The sequence below is a fragment of the Pseudomonas sp. genome (assembly GCF_050739995.1).
Lineage (GTDB): Bacteria > Pseudomonadota > Gammaproteobacteria > Pseudomonadales > Pseudomonadaceae > Aquipseudomonas.
The window spans coordinates 1-21042 of record NZ_JBOICG010000728.1 but is presented as its reverse complement, the minus strand read 5'-3'; the positions used below and the strand labels follow the sequence as shown (position 1 = coordinate 21042).

At 58.7% G+C, this 21042-nt stretch carries 18 protein-coding genes; 11 read left to right on the top strand and 7 right to left on the bottom strand.

Annotated elements, in window-relative coordinates:
• Window positions 1-378: 378 nt before the first annotated feature.
• The gene (locus tag ACRESD_RS24525) at window positions 379-978 is read right to left on the bottom strand and encodes a GNAT family N-acetyltransferase (protein WP_431753273.1); all 600 of its coding nucleotides are present in this window, start codon (window positions 976-978) and stop codon (window positions 379-381) included.
• 11 nt (window positions 979-989) lie between these two features.
• Window positions 990-1334 carry an FKBP-type peptidyl-prolyl cis-trans isomerase gene (locus tag ACRESD_RS24520; protein WP_104993266.1) on the bottom strand — a complete coding sequence of 115 codons (345 nt, stop codon included), beginning with the start codon at window positions 1332-1334 and terminating at the stop codon, window positions 990-992.
• A gap of 260 nt (window positions 1335-1594) precedes the next feature.
• Between ACRESD_RS24520 and ACRESD_RS24515 the strand changes: the two genes are divergently transcribed.
• From ACRESD_RS24515 to ACRESD_RS24505, 3 genes are all read left to right on the top strand, one after another.
• The gene (locus ACRESD_RS24515; RefSeq protein ID WP_431753272.1) at window positions 1595-3547 is read left to right on the top strand and encodes a flavin monoamine oxidase family protein; all 1953 of its coding nucleotides are present in this window, start codon (window positions 1595-1597) and stop codon (window positions 3545-3547) included.
• Window positions 3548-3659: 112 nt separating this feature from the next.
• A complete protein-coding gene (locus ACRESD_RS24510; RefSeq protein WP_431753271.1) occupies window positions 3660-4547 on the top strand; it encodes a nitrilase family protein in 888 nt (295 codons plus the stop codon).
• Window positions 4548-4561: 14 nt separating this feature from the next.
• The gene (locus ACRESD_RS24505) at window positions 4562-5734 is read left to right on the top strand and encodes a hypothetical protein (RefSeq protein WP_431753270.1); all 1173 of its coding nucleotides are present in this window, start codon (window positions 4562-4564) and stop codon (window positions 5732-5734) included.
• Window positions 5735-5791: 57 nt separating this feature from the next.
• Here the strand turns inward: ACRESD_RS24505 and ACRESD_RS24500 are convergent, their stop codons facing one another.
• Both ACRESD_RS24500 and ACRESD_RS24495 read right to left on the bottom strand, forming a co-directional pair.
• Complete coding sequence (locus tag ACRESD_RS24500; RefSeq protein ID WP_431753269.1) at window positions 5792-6412, bottom strand: hypothetical protein; 621 nt, start codon at window positions 6410-6412, stop codon at window positions 5792-5794.
• Between the two features lie 78 nt (window positions 6413-6490).
• Entirely contained in the window at window positions 6491-7459 is a 969-nt protein-coding gene (locus ACRESD_RS24495) for a hypothetical protein (RefSeq protein ID WP_431753268.1), read from the bottom strand.
• A 176-nt stretch (window positions 7460-7635) separates the two neighbouring features.
• Here ACRESD_RS24495 and ACRESD_RS24490 point away from each other — a divergent pair, with 176 nt between their 5' ends.
• Window positions 7636-9132 (top strand): PAS domain S-box protein, encoded by a 1497-nt coding sequence (locus ACRESD_RS24490; RefSeq protein ID WP_431753267.1) that lies wholly within the window; start codon window positions 7636-7638, stop codon window positions 9130-9132.
• A 100-nt stretch (window positions 9133-9232) separates the two neighbouring features.
• Window positions 9233-9505 carry a DUF1652 domain-containing protein gene (locus tag ACRESD_RS24485; RefSeq protein WP_431753266.1) on the top strand — a complete coding sequence of 91 codons (273 nt, stop codon included), beginning with the start codon at window positions 9233-9235 and terminating at the stop codon, window positions 9503-9505.
• Here ACRESD_RS24485 and ACRESD_RS24480 read toward each other — a convergent pair.
• Entirely contained in the window at window positions 9468-10661 is a 1194-nt protein-coding gene (locus ACRESD_RS24480) for an MFS transporter (RefSeq protein WP_431753265.1), read from the bottom strand. The two genes, ACRESD_RS24485 and ACRESD_RS24480, sit on opposite strands and share 38 nt — an antisense overlap.
• A gap of 77 nt (window positions 10662-10738) precedes the next feature.
• Window positions 10739-11047: an RcnB family protein gene (locus ACRESD_RS24475; protein ID WP_431753264.1), complete on the bottom strand. Its 309-nt coding sequence runs from the start codon at window positions 11045-11047 to the stop codon at window positions 10739-10741.
• A gap of 204 nt (window positions 11048-11251) precedes the next feature.
• Between ACRESD_RS24475 and ACRESD_RS24470 the strand changes: the two genes are divergently transcribed.
• The 6 genes from ACRESD_RS24470 to ACRESD_RS24445 all read left to right on the top strand — a co-directional run bounded on the left by ACRESD_RS24470 (window position 11252) and on the right by ACRESD_RS24445 (window position 20503).
• On the top strand, window positions 11252-14056 hold the full coding sequence (locus tag ACRESD_RS24470; protein WP_431753263.1) for a dermonecrotic toxin domain-containing protein: 2805 nt from the start codon (window positions 11252-11254) through the stop codon (window positions 14054-14056).
• Entirely contained in the window at window positions 14056-15363 is a 1308-nt protein-coding gene (locus ACRESD_RS24465) for a hypothetical protein (RefSeq protein ID WP_431753262.1), read from the top strand. Before ACRESD_RS24470 ends, ACRESD_RS24465 begins: the two co-directional genes overlap by 1 nt.
• An 82-nt stretch (window positions 15364-15445) precedes the next feature.
• Window positions 15446-16003 carry a helix-turn-helix domain-containing protein gene (locus ACRESD_RS24460; RefSeq protein WP_431753261.1) on the top strand — a complete coding sequence of 186 codons (558 nt, stop codon included), beginning with the start codon at window positions 15446-15448 and terminating at the stop codon, window positions 16001-16003.
• A gap of 11 nt (window positions 16004-16014) precedes the next feature.
• Window positions 16015-17361 (top strand): glutamine synthetase family protein, encoded by a 1347-nt coding sequence (locus ACRESD_RS24455; protein ID WP_431753260.1) that lies wholly within the window; start codon window positions 16015-16017, stop codon window positions 17359-17361.
• A 25-nt stretch (window positions 17362-17386) separates the two neighbouring features.
• On the top strand, window positions 17387-18487 hold the full coding sequence (locus ACRESD_RS24450) for a DNA alkylation repair protein (RefSeq protein WP_431753259.1): 1101 nt from the start codon (window positions 17387-17389) through the stop codon (window positions 18485-18487).
• A 156-nt stretch (window positions 18488-18643) separates the two neighbouring features.
• Complete coding sequence (locus ACRESD_RS24445; RefSeq protein ID WP_431753289.1) at window positions 18644-20503, top strand: DUF3857 domain-containing transglutaminase family protein; 1860 nt, start codon at window positions 18644-18646, stop codon at window positions 20501-20503.
• A 133-nt stretch (window positions 20504-20636) separates the two neighbouring features.
• Here the strand turns inward: ACRESD_RS24445 and ACRESD_RS24440 are convergent.
• The coding region (locus ACRESD_RS24440) for a LysR substrate-binding domain-containing protein (protein ID WP_431753258.1) at window positions 20637-21042 on the bottom strand (406 nt) is incomplete at its 5' end.

Here is a 21042-nt window from a genome sequence, read left to right as displayed (position 1 = left end):
ATGATGTCAAGGATCGAGCAGCACGCTGCGCCCGCCGCAAAAGACGGGCGCATACGCAACATCCCAGGTTGAACCAGGTGCTGATCAGCGTCGATGAGAGGGATTCGGGCAGGTGCCAGGGCTGGCCGCTGCCGGGATGCCGCTTCTCGCTATCTAGGGCGAGACAACGGCATCGAAAGAATGCGCGTTACCTTGCCAAGTATGTGCCGGTTACAGAAACCGGCCGACAACTGCCACTCGAACAAGTACCCACTGAGGGTCTCCGCTATTGATGAAAACGCGCGAAGCTTACGCCCCGTTTGCGGAGGAGTAAACCGTAGGAAATTATCTGCATGGTGAATGAGACGATTCTTCAGGGTTAGTTCAGGCAGGCGATTTTCAGGGTTCGCCCGGTCGATCCCTCGCCACCATGGCCAGGTAATCATCAACCCGCCCGCCGGCCAACGCCTTGATCTGTATTGACACCCGGTTCACCCGCCGCCCCATCGTGATGCCCTCACGAGTACGCACCTGCACATAACCCAGCTTGGGCCAGAAACGCTCGGCCCTGGTATTGCCGATGACCACCGTCAACCGCAGCCATTGGGCGCCGAGCCTCACAGCCCACGCTTCAAGATCGCCATGCAACCGCTGAGCAAGGCCGGTGCCATGCAAGCGCCTGTCGACCAACAGCAACCCGATATGCCACACCCCAGCCGCCAACAAGTCCGCTGCAATGTTCACCACGGCGACCAGTTGATCGTCAGCATCGCGGTAACCCAGCCAGTACATCCGGCTGCAACTCCAACCTGCGGGCAGATACCCCTGCATCTCGTCGCGCGCCTCAGTCGGCGTCGCCGGTTCGCCATTCACCGCGACGAAATAATCCGGTGCACGCTCAAACAGCCGTTGCAACTCAGCCTCATCGCGACCGAGCAACTCGACCACTCGGATGCCGTCGATGGAACACTCCGGTATCACCTGATCATCAACGTCCATGTCCATCCTCTTCAATCATCCCGTGTCAGCACTTCCAGCAACTCGATCTCAAAGCGCAGGTTGCTGTTGGGCTTGATATGCGCACCCATCGAACGCTCGCCATACGCCAGGTGCGCCGGCACGAACAAGGTGCGCACACCGCCCACCTGCATACCCATCAATCCTTGATCCCAGCCCTTGATCACCCGACCGGTGCCGATCACACACTGGAACGGCTTGCCACGCTCCCAGGACGAATCGAACACTGTGCCATCTTCCAGGGTGCCGGTGTACTGAGTGGTAATCAGCGCCCCCTTGACCACGGCTTTGCCGGTGCCGGGGCGGATGTCGGTGATCTGGAGTTCGTCAGTGCTCATGGGGTTCTCGTTGTAGACGCAAAGGTTAGGGGTTTTCCCAGAAATGGCTGGGGTTGGCAAACGCGGAACGGCAAGGCCTGCAAGCAGGCTATGTAGCTAGGAAGCCCTAAGGAAGTTCTGGAACACTTTATCACTTTGCGTTTTCCCTACGAAAGAACATGACATTCCCTAACTCAAAATCACTCCTTGCTTATTCTCACGCCCCAGTGACGACATACAACCTATGAACAGACAACCATCTCTGATCAGGAGGCATCACAATGACCATAGGTTCCAACTTCAACTATCCTGCCGACGTAGCCCAACAACATCATCGAAAAAAACGCTCTTCCAATGATAAATGGAGAGCTAGATTCCCCAATCCACCAGATTTATGCTTCGACTATCGCGCGTTGGTAGAACAGAAACATGGTATCGCACAAGCTACAGAAGCCCATCATAAAATCTGCATCATTGGAGCAGGCATCACAGGTTTAACAACCGCGCGAGAACTGCATAGATGTGGTTTCACAAACATCACACTAATTGAAAAATCCAAGCGCATTGGCGGCAGGCACCTCACCGCACTTGGATGTAATAACACCAGCACCGCCGGTCGCCCCCCTTTTGAAATGGGTGCAATGCGAATGCCATTTTTCAACGCGTCAGATGAGCCCCCCAAAGAGGGGCGCTCACTCATGGCCTATTATGCTAACGAATTTGAATTGGTTCATTCAGACTTCCCCAACCCAGGCAGCCCTGCTGTTCGGTCAACTGGAATATACCTGCGAGAGGGATACATAGAGAGCAGTGGTGAGCCCACCATGCTTATTTGGAAAAACACCGATGGAAAAACATCGCCACCTGGTGAAATCTTAGGCCGTGTCTTCGCAAAATGGAAAGCATTTGCTGAGCGTATGACCCTGCACGTCTCAGAGCATTACGGTTCAGAATACTGGGAATATATGTGGGCCTCTATTGTCAAGAAATACGAAGGTATTTCATTCCGCGACTTGGTGAAAATGCCAACGATTGATAAATGGCACCGCCGCGACCCAGGCAATTTCGGTGGAATGGGTATGACCGCACACGAGTCAGCTGTTTTTTACTCTATCGGGATTGGTGATGGCAGCTGGGGAGCTTTCTATGAGGTTTGCTCAATTTACCCCATACGCACTGCAATATTTGGATTCAGCAGCCATTTGCAATTGATACACGGACGTGTAAATGCGGATGGGACACCAATAGCCTCACCTTATTTGAACGCAACGGAAACCCTTGACTCTAACGGGCTTAACTTCAACAAACCCAACTATGTCGGACTAGGTGCTTTGGCAGAGTCTCTCTTATTCATAAAATCAGATGATACCCGCGAATCTTTGTATGAGCATCTAATCAAAAATCAGTCTGGCTTGCTTACCAGCAGCTCAGTGACAAAACTGAAAAAGCTTAAAAATGGCCAAATACGTGTCTACTATGAGTGGAGTGCCACGCCTCAAGAAGTGGTAACCAAGGAGTTTATCGACGCTGACTCCGTCGTCATTACGCTTCCTTCATGGTTGATAGAGACGCAAATTCTTCTCGAAAACTTCAATCAGGACATGCTCCCATTCGAAATAATTTCGGCTTACAAAACAGCTCACTGGGAAACCAGCTGCAAAGTATATGCTCCGCTTAAAAAATCATTTCTCTCCCATAATAAAACCGTCCCTCAAGCAATAGTAACCGACAGTTGGATCCACGACATCTACACTTACCGCTATAATAAAAACCATACCTACGACTGCATATTGCTTAGCTACACATGGGAAGACGACGCTACAAAGCTCTCAGCATTCAGCGATGAGGAACTCGTGAGCAAATGCATAGAAGAGCTTGACAGAATCCTCTTGAACTCAACCAATATAAAGCAAAAAATATCCCCCTACATAGGCCACGAACAAGCGGTCGTCCAGCGCTGGATGAATGACAAAAATTCACTCGGTTGTGCGAAACTTTATCGCGCGGGCACCTACTATGACGCTGTGACCCTGATGAAATACAATAGAGACTTCTCTTATACGTCGGGACTTTACCTCTGCGGCGAATCTTTCTCCGTTGACGCTGGCTGGACTGAACCCTGTTTCAGAGGCGCCATTGATACAGTGATCAACATCTGCAACAGAACCCAAGCACTTTTCAATGGAGGATTTAGCCTTCTAAACTATCCAGAGTATCAAACCGAAACCAAGTAAGAGAAAAAGACTACAACCCAACAGGAACTATCCGACTTCCATTTAAACAAACCTACACCTCTTATAAACACCCAACCATTTCCAGGTTGTATAACAATAAGAGGTCTTTCCCATGAGCGAACCAACAAGCCCTGCCCGCGTAGCTGTCATCCAGTTTGACCCTCAGGTCGGTGTCGGCAACCGAGCCAACAATCTGCATCAAAGTCTTGCATTGGCAACCGAAGCCGTGAACGGTGGCGCCAACCTGATCGTACTACCCGAGCTTTCTAATTGTGGTTACTTCTTCAGTAGTCGCCAGGATGCCTTTGATCATGCCGAAACGGTTCCAGACGGCGTCAGTGTTCAAGCATGGGTTGATTTTGCCTGCAGGCATCAGGTGTATTTGGTTGCGGGTTTAAGCGAAATAGACGATACGCGATTGTTCAATACAGCTGTTCTGTTAGGGCCTGAAGGGTTTATCGGAAAATATCGCAAAGCTCATTTGTGGAACCTGGAAAAGCTCTGGTTCTCCCCAGGAGATATGGGTTTTCCGGTATTTGAAACACCCATCGGCCGCATCGGTCTGCTGATCTGCTGGGACATATGGTTTCCGGAAGTACCACGTATTCTCAGCCAGCAAGGCGCCGATATCATTTGCAGTCTGAATAATTGGGTTTGGACGCCACCACCACTATTCGATGACGCTGGCAAGTGCATGGCTTCATACCTGACGATGACTGCAGCCCATGTAAACAATGTATTTATCGCTGCTGCCAGTCGCATTGGCGAAGAGCGCGATGCCCGTTATCTAGGTTGCTCGTTGATTGCTGGAACCAATGGCTGGCCAATTGGTGCTGTAGCTTCGGCCAATCGCCAGGAGATCCTGTTCGCAGACATCGATATCACCAGTGCCAGAAGTGCGCCAATCTGGAACAGCCTCAATGACCTGCAACGCGACCGACGCACTGATCTCTATGGCCAAATGCTCGGGTACTCCCAGCACCCAGCCCTGCCGCGCTGATCGGAGGGCTGCCCATGGGAACGTTATTTAGCAAGGCAACATGCATCCGATCGAGGGCGGATACTACGGTCCTTTTCCTAGGTTCGATAAGTGTATTGCTGGTGATCTGGGTCGCCGTCAGTCATCAAGGCTCTTGGCCAAGCTATGGCGAGATGGCCGCAAGCCTGCCCCACCCGATTGCCTGGCTGCGGTGGATACTCGGGGACATCAGTGAAGTGGCCTTTTACAAACACGAGCTTGCGTCGCTCGGCTTGCTGAGTGGCGCCTACCTTGCTTGGTGGGCGAGCAGGCGCGAGAAGGCCTGGCAAGGTTTTTCCATCTCCTATGGCACCGGGCTGTGGCCTTGGCTGGTCACCAGCTCGTTGCTGGGGTTACTGCTGAGCAACTTGCTGTGGGGATGGAGCGTCAACGCTGAGACATGGCAACCAACATTTGCGGCATTTGTCTCATTACCGGCGGCAATGGTGCTGATGTTCGGTGGCGGTTGGAAAGTCACGCTCAATGGTGCGGTATTAGGGGCGTTGCTGGTTACGCCAATTTGTTTATTGATCGTGAACTTTGTATGCACGCCGTTGGGATTACCTGTGGTGATCGGCAATGTGTTGGGCATGGCGATAGGCAGCGTTATAGCGTTCCTACTTTGTCGTCGTATACCTTCATTGGTGCGGTCGGACTACATCGCGCCCAGAGGCCCCATGGCCACCAAGCCGCCTACCTACGGTGTGGTATGGAGTCTGCGTCGGGTGTTGGCGGACTTTTCCGAAGCCCCCTTTTTCGGAAATGAGCTGGCCAGTCTTGGGTTATTGGCTGGAGTGCTACTGGCATACGCCCTTAACCCGCTTAGTCCGGCTTATGGATCAGGCCTGATCTTGCCCATGATCGGCGCGCAGGCACTGACGTCGGCGCTGGGTGTAGTGATCTGGCGGCACCAGTGGATCAAACGGGGCTGGTATCCAACCTATGTTCCGTTGGTATCGGTGGTGCCTGCTGCGGTGTTGACCTACGGCGGCAGTTGGACAGTGATCGGTTCAAGTGCATTACTGGGCGCACTGATTGCACCGCCATTGGCCTGCGCGATTGCTGGTCGAATGCCCGCCTACTTTCATCCGTATATCGGCAACGTGATATCAATGGCATTAAGCACGCTTTTGGTGGTGCCATTTGTGGGTTGGTTAGTCCAAATGTGAGGATCTCTCCCACGCTGTACTTTGTTGCAACGTGGGACTGGTCAAAATATTCAGCCCTCACAACCAATGCCAGAACCGACTCCAGAACCCCCGCCCCAAATCATCCTTGCACCCGGCATATTGCGCCGCATACATCTGCGAGCGCGCCTGCACCTTGCTGGCTACCGGCGGCAGCCAGGCTTTGGCGGCGTAGGTGCGTTGACGGTAGCCACCCCAGCCTTCGTGGTAGTTCAGGTATTGGCCGTAGGCGTCGTATTTGTATACGCCGTTGATGGTATAGGTCTTGTCCATGTACCAGCCGACGAAGTCGATGGCGTCGTCGAAGTCTTGGCGGCTGGCGCCACTGCGGCCGGTGCTTTTGCGGTAGTCGTTCCACACTTCATCTTTGGCCTGGGCATAGCCGGCGGCTGTGGAGACGCGGCCCCAGGGGATGATCCACAACAGGTATTTACGCGGGGTCAAGGCGTTCTGCCGAAAGCCGGATTCCTGATACATGATGGCGAACGGCACCTGGATCGGCACGCCCCAGCGCTTTTGCGTGACTTTGGCGGCGTCGTACCAGTCGTCCTTTTCGCGGAAGATGCCGCAGATGTCATTGGGCGTGCGTGGCGGCGAAGTGCCGCACGCCGCCAGCATTGAGGTGAGTAATAACAGTCCGACGGCTTTGCCTGCGCTCAAGGGGCACCTTTGCGTGATACGCGTAAAAAGCCGGCATTTTACGCGTTCATTGACGCGGCGTCCTTGCCGCCAACCGCTTTAAGCCAAAGGTACGCGACGGGTTGTCAGCGCCATGCGACCGATAAAGAAGCTCAAGGCTGCGCCCAACAACAGCATCGCCAGGGTGCTCCAGGCCGCGCGGGACAATTGCTTGGCCGCCACTTCACCGGCTTCACGAGCCTTTTGTTCGGCCTGTTGTTTCAATTCAGCGACCTTTTGCATCGCTTGCTGATAGGCCTGGGCGTAGTTGTCGACGATCTGGGTGGCCTCGGCCTTGCTCTTGCCGGTACGAGCCGCCACGATGTTGATCAGGGCGTCCTTATCCGCCGCATTCAGCGTTGGTTCACCGGATGCTTTTACCCGTTCGAACCATTGCTTCAGCGCATCGCCAGCCTGGGCTGGGTTGGTCGCCGCATCGGTGGCCGATTGCTTGCCATCCGCTGCAGCCTGGTCGGCTTTTTGCTCGACGTTGGCCGGGTCCAGTTCAGGCTTGCCGCTTTGTTTGAGCAAGGTGTCGAGTTGGCCCTGCAGGCTGTTCCAATCCAGGTGAATGCCCTGCTCGTCCAACTGCTGCTTGACGCTGTCGCTGATACCCGGCGCCACGGCGGCAATACCACTGCCGGCAGCGGACAGCCCCTTGCCCACCACATTGCCCGCGGTACCGACGACGCTGGAGGCTAATGCCGCCAACAGCCAAGTGGTGAGCAAAGTAGTCAGGGTCCAGGTCAGCACGCCGTGCAGGCCACCGCGATCCGGCGCGGTACGCCCGGCCACGAACGCGCCGACGGAGATAGCCAACAGCGTCGAGACAAACAGCCAGATACCGGCGCCAGTACCGAAGCCACGCAACGGGTTACCCGCTTCCATCGGGTTGACGGCACTCGCGCCAATGGCGGTGCCCAACACGCTGAGCACCAGGTAAGTCACCAGGGCAATTGCACTACCGGCCAGGACGGAGCTCCAGGACACGCGAAACGGTGAACGGTTGGTTTCATAGACAGTGGTCATGTTCGATCCTTTGACACAGTGATTGACCGTTTCAGTCTGGAGGGGCTTGCTGCCCGGCGTCCCCGCTCAAATGCACCAGACCATCTGGTGCATTCGCACCCCGCGCGAGGGAATCGCTCTGCACTATCCTGAAGCCCGGGTGTCGTACTCCCATGCGCCCACACCCCGGAGACCCTATGACCCAGGACGTTCTTGCCAAAGAAACCAACCGCCGCCAGCTACAGCAGATCATTTCCGGGCTGTCCGATGGGGTGATTCTGGCCGAAGTCGACCAGACCATTCTTTGGGCCAACGAAGCGGCGCTGACCATGCACGGGGTCAGCGAGGTCAAGGACCTGGGGGCCAACAACCAGGAATATGCCAAGCGCTTCGCCTTGCGCTATCGCAACAACCATCCGCTGCAACTCGACAGCTACCCCCTCAGCCGTGTGGCCGACGGCGAAGAGTTCAGCGACGTCATCGTGGAAGTCATGCCCACCGTCAACGATGAGCGCAGTTGGGTGCACCGCCTGCGCAGCCTGGTGCTCAACGACGCCTCGGGTAACCCTGAATTGCTGGTGCTGATCCTCAGCGACGCTACCGAATGGGCCAGCGCCGAGCAGCGCTTCGAAAAGACGTTCAATGCCAACCCCGCACCGGCCGTGATTTGCCGCCTGAGCGACCTGCGCTACATCAAGGTCAACCAGGGCTTTTTGGAGATGACCGGCTACAACCGCGACCAAGTGATCGGCAAATCCGTGTATGAACTGGACGTACTGGAACAGGCCGAGCGCAAGGACCTGGCCATTGAGCGCCTGGGGGAAGGCGCAACCATCCCGCAGATGCAGGCCGAACTGAGGCTGCCCAACGGCGGCAGCAAACTGGTGATCGTCGCCGGTCAGCCGTTGGACATGAACGAAGAAGACTGCATGCTCTTCTCGTTCATGGACCTGGAGCCACGGCGCAAGGCCGAAATTGCCTTGCGCCAGAGTGAAGAACGCTTCGCCAAGTCGTTCCGACTGACACCCGTGCCGACCCTGGTGTGCAGCGCCGACAACCGCCAGGTGGTGGATATCAACGAAGCCTTTATGAGCATCACCGGGTACATCAGCGAAGAGCTGATCGGCAAGTCCATCGAAGACATCGACTTTATCGACAGCCCCCAAGCCGGTACGCAGATGTTCGCCAGCCTGGAAAAAGCCGGCAACCTGGAAGGTCATGACCTGAAGGTGCGCAAAAAAGGTAATGAAGTGATCGACTGCGTGGTCTCCGCCGACACCGTGGTCATCCAGGATGTGCCCTGCTACCTGTTGGTACTGATGAACATCACCGAACGCAAACGCTCGGAACTGGAATTGGTGGCGGCCATCGAGGAAGTGATGCAGGACGCGTCCTGGTTCAGCCAGACCCTGATCGAAAAACTGGCCAACGCCAAGAGCGTCAACAGCCCCAACCTGCCCAACGTAGCTTTCACCGACCTCACTGCCCGTGAGCGCGATGTGTTGGGCTTGATCTGCGAAGGGCTGGCCGACAAGGAGATCGCCTCCCGCCTGAAACTGGCACCCAACACCGTGCGTAACCATGTCGCCACGGTGTACTCCAAACTGGGGGTGCATAGCCGCAGTGCGGCGATTGTCTGGGCCCGTGAGCGCGGGTTGTTTGCCGGTGAATTGCGCCTGAAAAACAAGCCCTGAAAGTGCAAATGCACTAGTTCAGCTAGTGCGAATTCGCCTTATAGCGGCGCAGGCTAGTCCATAACCTTCAAGGCATCGTTTATGTCCTGAAGGAACCAGCATGTTTACCGTCTCTCAACTGCGCAACTGCATCGAAGAAGGCTTGTCGCCGCTGACCTGCGAATTCACCCTGTGCCGGGATGCATCCCTGACCCTCAAGGTCTTCGACGCCGACACCGGCCGGGTCGACCTGGTGGTCACCGGGATCAGCACCAACCGGCTGCAGACCCCGCAAGAAGTGGCAAAAATGGTGGAAGAGCTGCGCTACGAACTGGAAAGCAACAACGTGGGCAAACTCACGCTGGATGATTTGCCTTCAACGACGCCCCAATGAAATAGAACACCCCTCCCCCGACGATAAACGCCCCCAGCATGTAGAACATGGTGTGGGCCGGCAGGCTGGCCAGCACCAGCCCGCACAACACCGGCCCCAGCGCCGCGCCCAGGTTGGACAGGTTCTGCGCTCCGTAATACATACCCCGCAGGTGGTCCGGAGCGATCCGGTCGATAAACATGTACTCGGCCGGAAACACGATGATTTCCCCCACGGTGAACACCGCCATCGCCAGCACCCACCACAGCACGCTGGTGGACAGCGCAAAACCGATCAAGCCCAACATGAACATGCCCAGCCCAGCGACCAGCCACTGGCTCAGATACCGGTGGGAAATGCGCCGGCCAATCACATACTGCAAGGCAATGACACCCACGGCGTTGGTGGTGAGCACAGCACTGACCACGGTGTAGGTGTATTCCGCCGTAGTGGTCGTCACCAGGTACTGCGACAGCCACGCGGTGAACTGGCCGAACACCACGGCGCTGAGCACGCCGCCGAGGGTGAAGCAAACCAGGCGATGGTCCCGCAGCAACACGCGGCCCACTGCCATGAACGACACCGGCTTTTGCGTGGCATCGACGGTGGTCAACGTGCGATCACCCCAGCGCCAATACAGCAGGAAAAAACCCGCCCCCAACAGCGCCGACAGGACGAACGGCAGGCCGATATCCACTTTGGCGACCATGGCCCCGAAAGCAGGCCCCACCGCATAACCGATATTGGTCAGGGTGTACTTGATGGAAAACACTTCGCTGCGCGCGTCTTCCAGCAAAAGGCTGGCAAAGCCTGCCTTCACCGCAATGTCGATGACGGCGTAAGCCAGGTTGATCAGGATCAGGCAGGTGTAGAAGGTCCAGATATTCCCCGCGAGCATCGTGCCTATAAAGCCCAGTACAAACAGCACGCTGCAGGCCAGCAACAGCCGATAGCTGTTGATGCGATCAACCAGAAAACCGCCATATACGCTGAGCAACGAGCCTACGATCAACGAACTGCCGATCACCAGGCCGACCTGGGTAATGTCTAGGGCAAAGTGATGGGTGAGGTAAATCACCAGGTATGGAAAGGTGATGGCCTTGGCCAACGTGAGCAACAACGTGGCGGACAACAACAGGTTAACGGTGCGGGGGTAGTTTCTTATTGTGGTAAGCATCCTGCTTTCTTTCCTTGAAGGTAACGCGGCCTTTATAGCCGGTTACCTTAACTCAGGAACAGGGCACAAATGCAATGTCATTTCTTGACGGGGGTGATCTCGAGAATAGTGCCGTTGGTGGTCTTGAGCAGCACGAAGCGGTCGCCCACCCGCGCCCATTGGCTGTCTTCTTCAGGCTGTTTGAGACCGCGTTTTTTCCAGTCGCTGACGGCCGACTCCTTGCGCATCAAGATATCCGGAGCGCGGTCACCCTCCTTCAGATCACGGGTGTTGATGTTGGACGGCTTCACTGTCTCCTGGGGGGTGTCACCGGCTTGCACGATAAAGCTGGCGGTGGACAGGCTCGCGGCGACCAGCAGGGAGGCGAACAGGGATTTTGACGTCATGGGTGTTCCTCAATGAATGATGCGTACCCAGGTTCGGACCGCTGCGGCACGCAAACATTCAGCCGCGATGACGAACTCCCCACGCGCGCCCCTTCGACGTATTAACGGGATAGCACACACGCAGCCCGCGCCAGCAGCACCATGCTCATTCACCTTATTTTGCAGGTAATTGACATGCGATACGGCAACGCTCTATCGACCCCGATGAGCATCACATTGAATGCGCGCGACAGCCGTCGGCAACGCCGCCTGGTCCAGCGGATCCAGACCCTGAACAGCGAAATCAGGCAGCTGTTGCAGGGGCAACCAACGTTTTTCAGCTGTGTGCAGGATGCGTTCAACCAGGCGTTCAACACGCTGCCCACGCCCCTCGACCTGACCAGGACCTACCTCAAGATCGCCCCGGCAGACGCGCCCGATACAGCGTCGGCTCAGGCGTTGAACCCGTTGCTGCCGACCCTCATGGAGGCCGCTGTGGAAAGGATCGTCACGCAACGCGCCGCCCACTACGCTACGCGCGCTACCCGCTTCCACCGTACCTGCGACGGTCGAGACGACGGATCGGCACTGGCACTCACCCCACAGGCGTTCGACCGTTTTCTCGATTCGCTGGCAAGCTCCCTGTCGACGCGCTTCAACACCCATGTCGAACAGTTCTGGGCAGCGCCCATCGACACCAACGATACCCGCACCTGCAAACAGTGGCTGGCCGAGAAGCGCTTGGACGTGATGAGGGCCGAAACCGAACTGCTGAAGATCGACGGCTTGCTCGATGTGTCAAGCGAGCTGCTGCTCCTGCGTGTCATGCGCTACCCGGATGCGGCCTCCCGACGCGCCTTGAACGGCTACCGACCCTGCGCCTTGGGCGTGGCGCTCAAGGACAAACTGTCGCGGGATATCCCGCTGTACGGGGCATTCGTGCTCACTGCCCGGGCCCCGGACGACGCCCAGGTGCGCTTCGAGGGTGAGGAAAAACCGCTGCTGGTGCGTGACATCGCCCCCCAGGCCAACGTCGGCAACGTGGTGTTGTACCTCCCGACCAGCGGCTTCGAAGCCTTCGACTCGTTGGCCGGCCTTGACCGTGAATTGCATCGCCGACTCAACAGCGCCGTCGAGTTCGGCGACATCCTGGCCCTGATGAGCCACAACGATCGTGCCAGTGGCCTGGCGTTTCACCAGCAACAGCCCTCAAGCGACCAGTTTCGCTACCTCGAGAGGCTGGAGTCGGTGTTCAGCAATAGCCTGGACGCGTTGCATGACCGGTCCCAGGCAGACTTCACCTGGATGATTGCGCACTACCAGCGTCAGCCCCAAGGCCAGGACCCACGTCAATTGCCGGCCAGCCTCGACCGGGTCACCGATCTGACCCGTGCCTTTGATGCCAGTGGCGTCCTGGTCGCCCGCCATCAGAAGAAACTGCGGCGCCAGCTCCAGCAGTTTCTCAAGCAAGCAAGCCCCGACGATCAGCAACGCTGGTCGAGCGCCACACAGGCTTACGCCGATGCCTTGCAGCGACTGTCCGTGCCCGAGGGGCTGCCCTCCCTGTCCCAATTCAGCGACCCTGCCGCCGTGCTGTCCTACAGCAATGAGCAATTGCGCAGGCGCCTGGAGGACGAATATGGCCTGGTGACCGACCCCGATACCATCATCGTCCACACCAAAACCTACGCCGCCCGCTCCACAGGCAGCTATGTGGTGGGCGGCAAGCCGCAACCGCCGGCACCGGGTACGCCGGTCTACACCACACGTACGCTGACCCTGACCGCATTGGCGTTGGAAAACATCGAGTGGCTGGATCTCAACTTCACGAACTTCGCCTGGCTGACCGATAAAGACCAGACGCCCTATACCGCGCTGACGGTGGCGCAAGTCAAGGAGCTGGTGCGCAACGTCAATATCGGTGGCAGCTACGAGCAATTCCTGAAGAAGCGCCTGGTCAGCTCCAGCGAGGCGTACGCCGATCAGGATCGCTACGCCCAACTCATGGCCTTGCAACTGCGGGTGGACGCCATCGAGGCCAAAATCGCCGGCGACTTCCTGCCGGACCGGCTCAACCGCGGGTACACCTGGGTGATGAGTGCCCTCGCCGGCCCCACGGATGACGATAAACGCCCCACCGTCGAAGAGCACCGCATCATCGTCAGCAGCCTGAAACTGCGCGGTGAACGCGTGCGCGGGGTGCTGGTGTTTTCAACCGCGTCCCACAGTGTCGCCTCGCTGGTGGTGTATACCCCCGGCGGCGCCAACGGTCGCCTGTTCCACGAATACGCCGATGCCTCGGCCATGCACCGCGACTTCATCAACCACAGCGCCTGGCGCGACTACCTGACCGCCCGTGTGCAACTCAGTGCCCGCCCGCGCATCCAGAACATGCTCAAAGGTGGGGCGAACGAAGTGGTCATCGCCTTGAGCCGCATCGCCGATCACTTCCTGGAAGAGGCTTACCAGGCCGAAGCGTCCGCTGTGATCAACGATGCCAATGCGCAATCGACCAGCACCCAGGAAGCCAACCTCGAAAGCGCCGCCACCCTCGTCACCGCGGCACTGGACTTCGCCACACTGTTCCTGCCGGTCAAGGTCATGCTGCCGATTGGCCTGTCCAGAAGCATCCTATCCATCATCAATGCCGTGGAAGCTGCCCAGCTCGGCGACAGCACCGCCGCCGCCCAGTACATAGTGCGGGCCTTGGGTGAGATGGTGGGCGCAGTGATCGACGGTGCAATCGGCGGCGCGCGTTCGGCGAGCAAAGCGGTTGCAGCCGGCCCCAGGCTCAACCCGAAGCTGGCGTTGCGCAGCAAGCCCACGGGCGTCAAACCGTTGGCAGGGTGGGAAGACCAGCAGATCTACGTACAAGATACGGCGACGCCCGGTGCCTTCGAGGCGCCTCGGCATTTCCTGCAGGAGAACGGCCGCTGGTATTCGATCCGCAGGGATCACGATGCCCAGGTCTGGCGGCTCAAGGACCCAAGGCGCACACCCGGTGCGTACCCGGGCCGGAAACGGCGTTGATGGATCTTTTCCCGCATCTGGACCTGCAACAGGCTCGACGGGTGTTTGAATCCTTCAATTTCCCCGCGTTCAATCACCTTGAACACCAGATGTCCCTGGTGTTCCGCCTGAGCCGGGCGCCAGACCAACTCGATGTAAGCTTTGCGTACCTGCAAACCACCCAGAACCGCTTCTGGGCTCGGTTGCAGGGTGCCGACCTGCCGGGCACCCAAACCGTCACCGCCATCGGCCCCGCCCCTGGGCCAAGCAGGCCAGCCCTGCCGCCTCAGCGCCCACCCCGCAGCGACGCAGAACGCTTTGTGGATTGGGGGCAACCCTTTGCGCCACAGACGATGAACCCTGTGCCGGGGCGCCCGGGCGTGTGGCGCCGAAGCCAGGCAACGCCGAGCCAGGCGCTGCAGGACTACATCAAGATCAACGGGCGTTACTACGCGATCCTGCCAGGCGATAGCGTATTCGCCACGCAGGGCGCGAGGACCGCCATCGTGTCGGCGGACCAGCCTCATTCGACATTCGCGCAATTCGAACACGTGGTCGCGAACGCGCCGTTTGAACAGCCCAGGCTCGTGGAATACAACGCTCACTTGGATACCTGGCTCATCCACCCGCAACCGCCGCTTCCCTCATCAATTGCCACGCACATGAACAGCATGTTCCCCCGCTTCGACCCACGCGCCCGCACCCAACTGGGCGCAAGCCTGTTCAACACAGCCAACCCTCCTGGGTTGACCGCAAAAGGCTTTACGCATGTGCTCAACACCCTGCAGGACTGGACAGAATGGACCCGGGGCGCTGCCGGCACACTGACCCAGCGCCACTCCTTGATCGCGAACGACCCGCTGGCCTTGCTTCCTACATTGCCGAGAGGGCCAGGGCCATTCGAGTGGTCATTGGGAGTTTCAAACGAGTTCAACCTCATACGCTTCGACACGACTGGGTTACGTCCCGCCCTGGTTTCAAACCTGTTGGAGCAGCCCACCCAAATCAACATCAAAACGCTGATGCGCGAACTGCTCACAGACAGTCACTACGAAGTCTTCGACTCGCGGTACAGCACCGAGTTGATCTTCCGGCGCGCAGACCGGCCGACCTGGTATTGGCTGACGTTGCGCAAGACCCACTCCCCGAAGCTGTCCGCCAGGCAGTACAACCCTCAAACGCCCACACCGGCCAACCTGGAGGCACAACGACCCGTCCTGCGCGACGCGCTGATTCAGGCGCGCGACGCCGGGAACCTGTTGCTGTTGGTCGGCGGCGTAGAGCTGACAGGCACCTGGGGCGTGAAACCGTTTATCTTCCGACCTTAAGGCCGATGCTGCGGCGAAGGTGCTGATTGCTTGCATGAAATAAATCCTGTATTTTTTCATGAAATTTATCGAAATAAATTTCATGACCCCCCAAGAAGAACTCGCCACCCTCGCCGCGCTGATCCATGACCTGCGCAAGCACAAGAAGCTCACCCTCGCCCAACTCGCGCAGAAAATCGAGCGTTCGGTGGGCTTCCTGTCCCAGGTCGAGCGCGGTCTGTCGCGCCCGACCGTGGCCGACCTCACCGCCATCAGCCACGCCCTCGACGTGCCCACCACCTACTTCTACAGCCAGCCCAAACCCAAGGCCGTGGACTGGATCACCCGCCCCAACGAACGGCGTACGGTGTATTACGCCAATGGCATCACCGACATCCTCGTCTCTCCGAGCATGAACGGCGCCTTCTCGATGCTCGACAGCCTGCTGGCGCCCGGCGCCAATAGCGGTGAACAAACCATGAGCGACCGCGCCGAGCAGGCCGGTTTTGTGCTGGAAGGCGAGTTGACGCTGTGGGTGGAAGGTGAGGCCGACGCGGTCACCCTCGGCCCGGGTGACAGCTTCCACCTGGCCAGTTTCGCCCACTGTCGCTACGCCAATCTGACCGACCTGCCCGCCCGCGTATTGTGGGTTTACAACTAGGAGCTGCACCCGTGAAAAGCCATTCCTCGACGTTGCTGGCCGAAGTACGGACCTTTCGCCAGAACCACCCCGACGTGCGTTATGTCGACCTGATCGCCCTGGACATCCCCGGGCATTTCTACGGCAAGCGCTACCCGGTCGAGATGCTCGAAAAAGTCGCTGCCGGCAGCCCCTTGAAGCTGCCGCAAAACGCCGTGCTGCTGGGGGTTCAGGGTGGGTTGTTCAAGATCGGCGATTACTGCTTCAACGACGGCGACCCGGACGCCAACCGCCGCCTGGTGCCGGGCACGCTCAAACCCGTCACCTGGGAAAACCAGCCGCTGGGCCAGATGCTGATCACCTCGGACGGCACCGAAGCGCCCATCGAATTCGAACCCCGTGAAGTGCTGGACAAGGTGCTGGAACGCCTGCAACACAAGGGCATACACCCGGTGGTGGCGTTTGAACTGGAGTTCTACCTGTTCGATAAAAAGCTCGACAACGGCCTGCCGCAATTCGCCCGCGACCCGTTGAGCGACGACGCCGATGACCAGCCTAACTTGCATATCGAGCGCCTGTCGCGCTTCAGCGAAGTGCTCGACGACATGGCACAAACCGCCAAGGACCAAGGTATCGACATCACGGTGATCACCGCCGAGATCGGCCCCGGCCAGTTCGAGATCAATTTCGGCCACCTGGACGACGGCCTGCGCGCCGCCGACTGGGCCGCCCTGTTCTGCCGCAGTACCCGTGGCGTGGCACTCAAGCACGGTTACCGCGCCAGCTTCATGGCCAAGCCGTACCTGCAATACCCCGGCAGTGGCATGCATGTGCACGTGAGCCTCTACGATGCGGCGGGCAACAACTTGCTGGCGGCGCACCAGCAACAGCCGCTGCGTCATGCAGTGGCCGGTTGCCTGGAACTGCTGCCGCATTGCATGCCGATCTTCTCGCCCAACCACAACGCCTTCCGCCGCCTGGGTGGTACGGTCAATGCGGCGACCCGTGCCAGTTGGGGCTTTGAGGACCGCGACGCGTGCGTGCGCATTCCCGAATCCGACCCCCGCAACTTGCGGATCGAACACCGCCTGGCCAGTGCCGATGCCAATCCGTATCTGGTGCTGGCAGCGATTCTCGCTGGCCTGGAACATGGCCTTGAAGCCAAGCGCGATCCCATCGCGCCGCTGAATGACGACCGCACCAGCGGCACGGATTTCCCCCTGGAAATGCTCGATGCCGTACGCGCCATGCAGCATCAACCGGTATTGCGCGATAAACTGGGCGGCGAATTTATCGACGTGTATTGCGAGAACAAACGCCAGGATCACTTGGCCTTCCAGCAAGAGATTGCTGCACGGGAATATCGCTGGTTTCTCTGACCCGCTCACCTGCATGGACTCACCGATGACCGACCAAAGCGCACCGGCCCTCAAGGAAATCTTCAACGTCGAACGCCTGCAACACATCGCCACCGAGATGACGGCGGTGTACCCGGAGTTCAACGCCAAGGACTTCCTCAAGCACGCCACGGCCGGGCTGGCCGAGTTGTCGGTGATGCAGCGTATGGCACGGGTCAGCGAGAGCCTGCAGGCGGTCATCCCGCTGGATTACCCGCACACCCTCAAGCTGCTTTATGCCCTGGCCCCGCGCCTGAACAGCGGGTTCGTCAGCCTGTTCCTGCCACACTACGTGGCCAGTTACGGGCGCGACGACTTCAAGCGTTCGATGGCGGCGCTCAAATATTTCACGACCTTTGGCTCCGCCGAATTTGCCATCCGCCATTTCCTGCTGGATGACTTCGAACGCACCTTGGCAGTGATGCAAGCCTGGTCGCTGGACGACAACGAGCATATACGGCGCCTGGCCAGCGAAGGCTCGCGCCCGCGCCTGCCGTGGTCGTTTCGCCTGGCGCACGTGCAAGCCAACCCCGAACTGTGCGCCTCGATCCTCGACAACCTCAAGGCCGATCCCAGCCTGTATGTACGCAAGTCGGTGGCCAACCACCTCAACGACATCACCAAGGACCATCCGGATTGGGTGCTCAGCCTGATCGAAGGTTGGTCGCTGGAGAACCCGCACACGGCTTGGATCGCCCGCCATGCGCTGCGCAGCCTGATCAAGCAAGGCAACACCCGCGCACTGACAATCATGGGCGCGGGCGCCAAGGCCGAAGTGAAGATTCATCAGCTGAAAGTCACCCCAGCGGTGATCAACCTGGGCGAACGCATCAGCCTGTCCTTCAGCCTGGAATCCACCGCCGCCACTGCGCAAAAACTGGTGGTGGACTACGCCATCGACTACATAAAAAGTGCCGGCCACAGCGCCGCCAAGGTCTTCAAGCTCAAGGCATTTACCCTCGGCGCGGGGGAACATCACAGTATTCGCCGCGAGCAACATATCCGCGAGCTGACCACACGCAAGCACTACCCCGGCCGACACACGGTACATGTACTGATCAATGGCGAGAAGCTCGCCAGCGCCGATTTCGAACTGCGAAAACCCTGACACAAATCAAAGAAAAGGCTCTATCTCGGGCATTACAGCCTGAAAGATTGTCGAACAATCCTGGCTTTTGTTGTTGCGATCCATTATCATCTGTCGCCTTCTCACTACCCGTCGGGTAGTTGTTCCACTGTGTCACCCGAGGCGCCAATGTACCGTTTGCACCGTTTTTCGTTTCACCGCCCCTTGCTTGCCCTCAGTCTGGGGTTCGCTGCCCAGTCCACTTACGCTGCACTGCAACCTATGGCCGAAGCCCCGCTGGCCAGCGACACCGAGCTGCACTGCCACTTCAACCGTGACGCCAGCACCGACTGCACCACCACGTACCACTACACCATCCTCAAGCCCAACGGTCGCGAGATGCTGTCGCGCATCGACTTCGACTACTCCGAAGGCGACACCTTTGAAGTGATCAGCGCAGCGTCCACCCAGCCCGGCGCCAAGCCAGTCGCCCTGGGCGCCGCGCAGATCGACACACGCACCGCACCCAACCCGGACCAGGGCTTCAGCCGCGACAAGCAGACATCGCTGGCCTTCCCCAACCTGCGTGTCGGCACGCAGATCCGCCTGACCGTGCGCGAACATAATCCAGCGAAACCGCTGATGACTCAGTTTCACTACGCTCTCAAGTTCGGCCCCAGCGCCGCACGGCGCGACCGCTTCAAGGCGCGCTTTACCGCCGAGCGGCCTATCCAATGGCGCAGCGAACTGTTCGACGGTTTTAAAGTAACGCCCTCGGCCAACGGCAAGACCCTGGACGTGGTGCAGAAAGCGCCGGCCTACCTCAACTACATCAACGAAGCCTCCAGTGCTGCACTGTTGCGCATCCCGCGCCTGGAAGTGGGCAGTGCCCTGGATCGCCAGGCCTATTTCGGCGACTTCGCCCAACGCTACAACCAGATCCTCGGCGCCAACCTGCCCGCGCAAAGTGCTGCCGCCGTCACCGCTGCACGCAGCTTGGCACCGGCTGAGCAGGTCGCCGCACTGATGCAGCACATCAACGACCACTACCGCTACCTGGGCGACTGGCGCGCCACCGAGCGCGGCTACGTGCCGTTCAACCTCGCAGAAATCGAGGAGCATGGCTATGGCGACTGCAAAGACCTGGCGATCCTGCTGACCGCCATGCTCAAGGCCAGCGGTATCAAGGCCGAAACCGCCTGGGTCAGCCGTGGCGAGGTGGTCGAATCGTTACTCATCCCCGGCACCCTCGCCCCGAACCACGCCATCGTACGCGCCGAAGTGGACGGCCAGGTGTGGTGGCTCGACCCGACCAACCCGGTGTTCGCCCCAGGCCAAGTCATGCCGGACATCCAGGACCGCTGGGTGCTGGTCAACGATGCTCAGGGCCAAGTCCGCGAAGAACACATCCCATTGGAACGCCCTGAAACCACCCTGCGCCTGGACAAAAAAGTACAGTTCGACAAACAGGGCAACGGCGCGACCCAAGCCACCATCACCTTCAGCCGCTTGCCGCTGATGCAACTGAGCGTTGCCGACCGCCAACAAGGCGCCACTGCCACCGACCAGAACATCTGCGCCAACTTCGGCAACGAGATCAGCGACTGCCACATCACCCGCGAGCCCACAGCCTTCGTCGTGCACGACGGCTACACCGTCAACGCCACCCTGCACGACCAGCGCGCCCTGGAAAAACTGGCGAACGATTACATCTACACCGACCAATCCTTGAAAGAGCGCTGGGACGGTTTCATCAACTACCGCCGCCAGGGGCAACAAGCCGAGCTGTACCTGGGCAACCCCGAAACCAACGACTACACCATCACCCTCACCGGCGGGCAGATGGAGAAAGCGATTCCCGGCTGCCAAGTGCGCTCGCCCTGGTACGACATGGACCTGGACGGTACGCTCAAAGATGGCGAGCTGCGTTATCACTACCGCCTCAGCCAGAAAAAGCGCTGGCTGACCCACGATGAGATTGCCAGTGAAGCGTTCGGCAAAATGATTAAGGATGTGCGGGCGTGTGCCGAGCAGGTGCATCAGGTGGTGAAGCTCTAAACCTCATCTGACACAACGCACTCCAATTGTGGGAGGGGGCTTGCCCCCGATGGCGGTGGCTCAGTCACAGATGCATTGACTGACCGGCCGCTATCGGGAGCAAGCCCCCTCCCACATTTTTCAGCCGGTTTCTTCAGTGGGATTCGCCGAGCAGCAAACGTTGCTCACGTGCACACAACTCCATCACGTAATCCCACAACACCCGCAACCGCACAGATTTGTGCAACTCCCTTCTTGAGCTGATCCAGTAACTGCGCTGGATACTCTCCCCTGGCAACAACGCCACCAAATCCGGGTCCCCCGTTGCCATGAAGCACGGCAATACCGCGATCCCCAACCCCGAGCGCGCCGCCTGGTGCTGGGCGATCACGCTGGTGCTGTGGAACACCACTTTGGGGTTGCGGCAGAAACTGCTGAGGAATTTCAGTTCCTGGCTGAACAGTAAATCGTCGACGTAATCGATCCAGGCGTGCACCGCCAGGTCCTCGCGTTTTTCAATCGGCGGTGTGCGGTCCAGGTAGCTACGGCTGGCGTAGAGC

What these genes read in the sequence shown, in the direction of transcription:
- ACRESD_RS24525 (WP_431753273.1), bottom strand. Translation starts at nt 978, where the DNA reads ATGGACGTTGATGATCAGGTGATACCGGAGTGTTCCATCGACGGCATC.
- ACRESD_RS24520 (WP_104993266.1), bottom strand. Translation starts at nt 1,334, where the DNA reads ATGAGCACTGACGAACTCCAGATCACCGACATCCGCCCCGGCACCGGC.
- ACRESD_RS24515 (WP_431753272.1), top strand. Translation starts at nt 1,595, where the DNA reads ATGACCATAGGTTCCAACTTCAACTATCCTGCCGACGTAGCCCAACAA.
- ACRESD_RS24510 (WP_431753271.1), top strand. Translation starts at nt 3,660, where the DNA reads ATGAGCGAACCAACAAGCCCTGCCCGCGTAGCTGTCATCCAGTTTGAC.
- ACRESD_RS24505 (WP_431753270.1), top strand. Translation starts at nt 4,562, where the DNA reads ATGGGAACGTTATTTAGCAAGGCAACATGCATCCGATCGAGGGCGGAT.
- ACRESD_RS24495 (WP_431753268.1), bottom strand. Translation starts at nt 7,459, where the DNA reads ATGACCACTGTCTATGAAACCAACCGTTCACCGTTTCGCGTGTCCTGG.
- ACRESD_RS24490 (WP_431753267.1), top strand. Translation starts at nt 7,636, where the DNA reads ATGACCCAGGACGTTCTTGCCAAAGAAACCAACCGCCGCCAGCTACAG.
- ACRESD_RS24485 (WP_431753266.1), top strand. Translation starts at nt 9,233, where the DNA reads ATGTTTACCGTCTCTCAACTGCGCAACTGCATCGAAGAAGGCTTGTCG.
- ACRESD_RS24480 (WP_431753265.1), bottom strand. Translation starts at nt 10,661, where the DNA reads ATGCTTACCACAATAAGAAACTACCCCCGCACCGTTAACCTGTTGTTG.
- ACRESD_RS24475 (WP_431753264.1), bottom strand. Translation starts at nt 11,047, where the DNA reads ATGACGTCAAAATCCCTGTTCGCCTCCCTGCTGGTCGCCGCGAGCCTG.
- ACRESD_RS24470 (WP_431753263.1), top strand. Translation starts at nt 11,252, where the DNA reads ATGAGCATCACATTGAATGCGCGCGACAGCCGTCGGCAACGCCGCCTG.
- ACRESD_RS24465 (WP_431753262.1), top strand. Translation starts at nt 14,056, where the DNA reads ATGGATCTTTTCCCGCATCTGGACCTGCAACAGGCTCGACGGGTGTTT.
- ACRESD_RS24460 (WP_431753261.1), top strand. Translation starts at nt 15,446, where the DNA reads ATGACCCCCCAAGAAGAACTCGCCACCCTCGCCGCGCTGATCCATGAC.
- ACRESD_RS24450 (WP_431753259.1), top strand. Translation starts at nt 17,387, where the DNA reads ATGACCGACCAAAGCGCACCGGCCCTCAAGGAAATCTTCAACGTCGAA.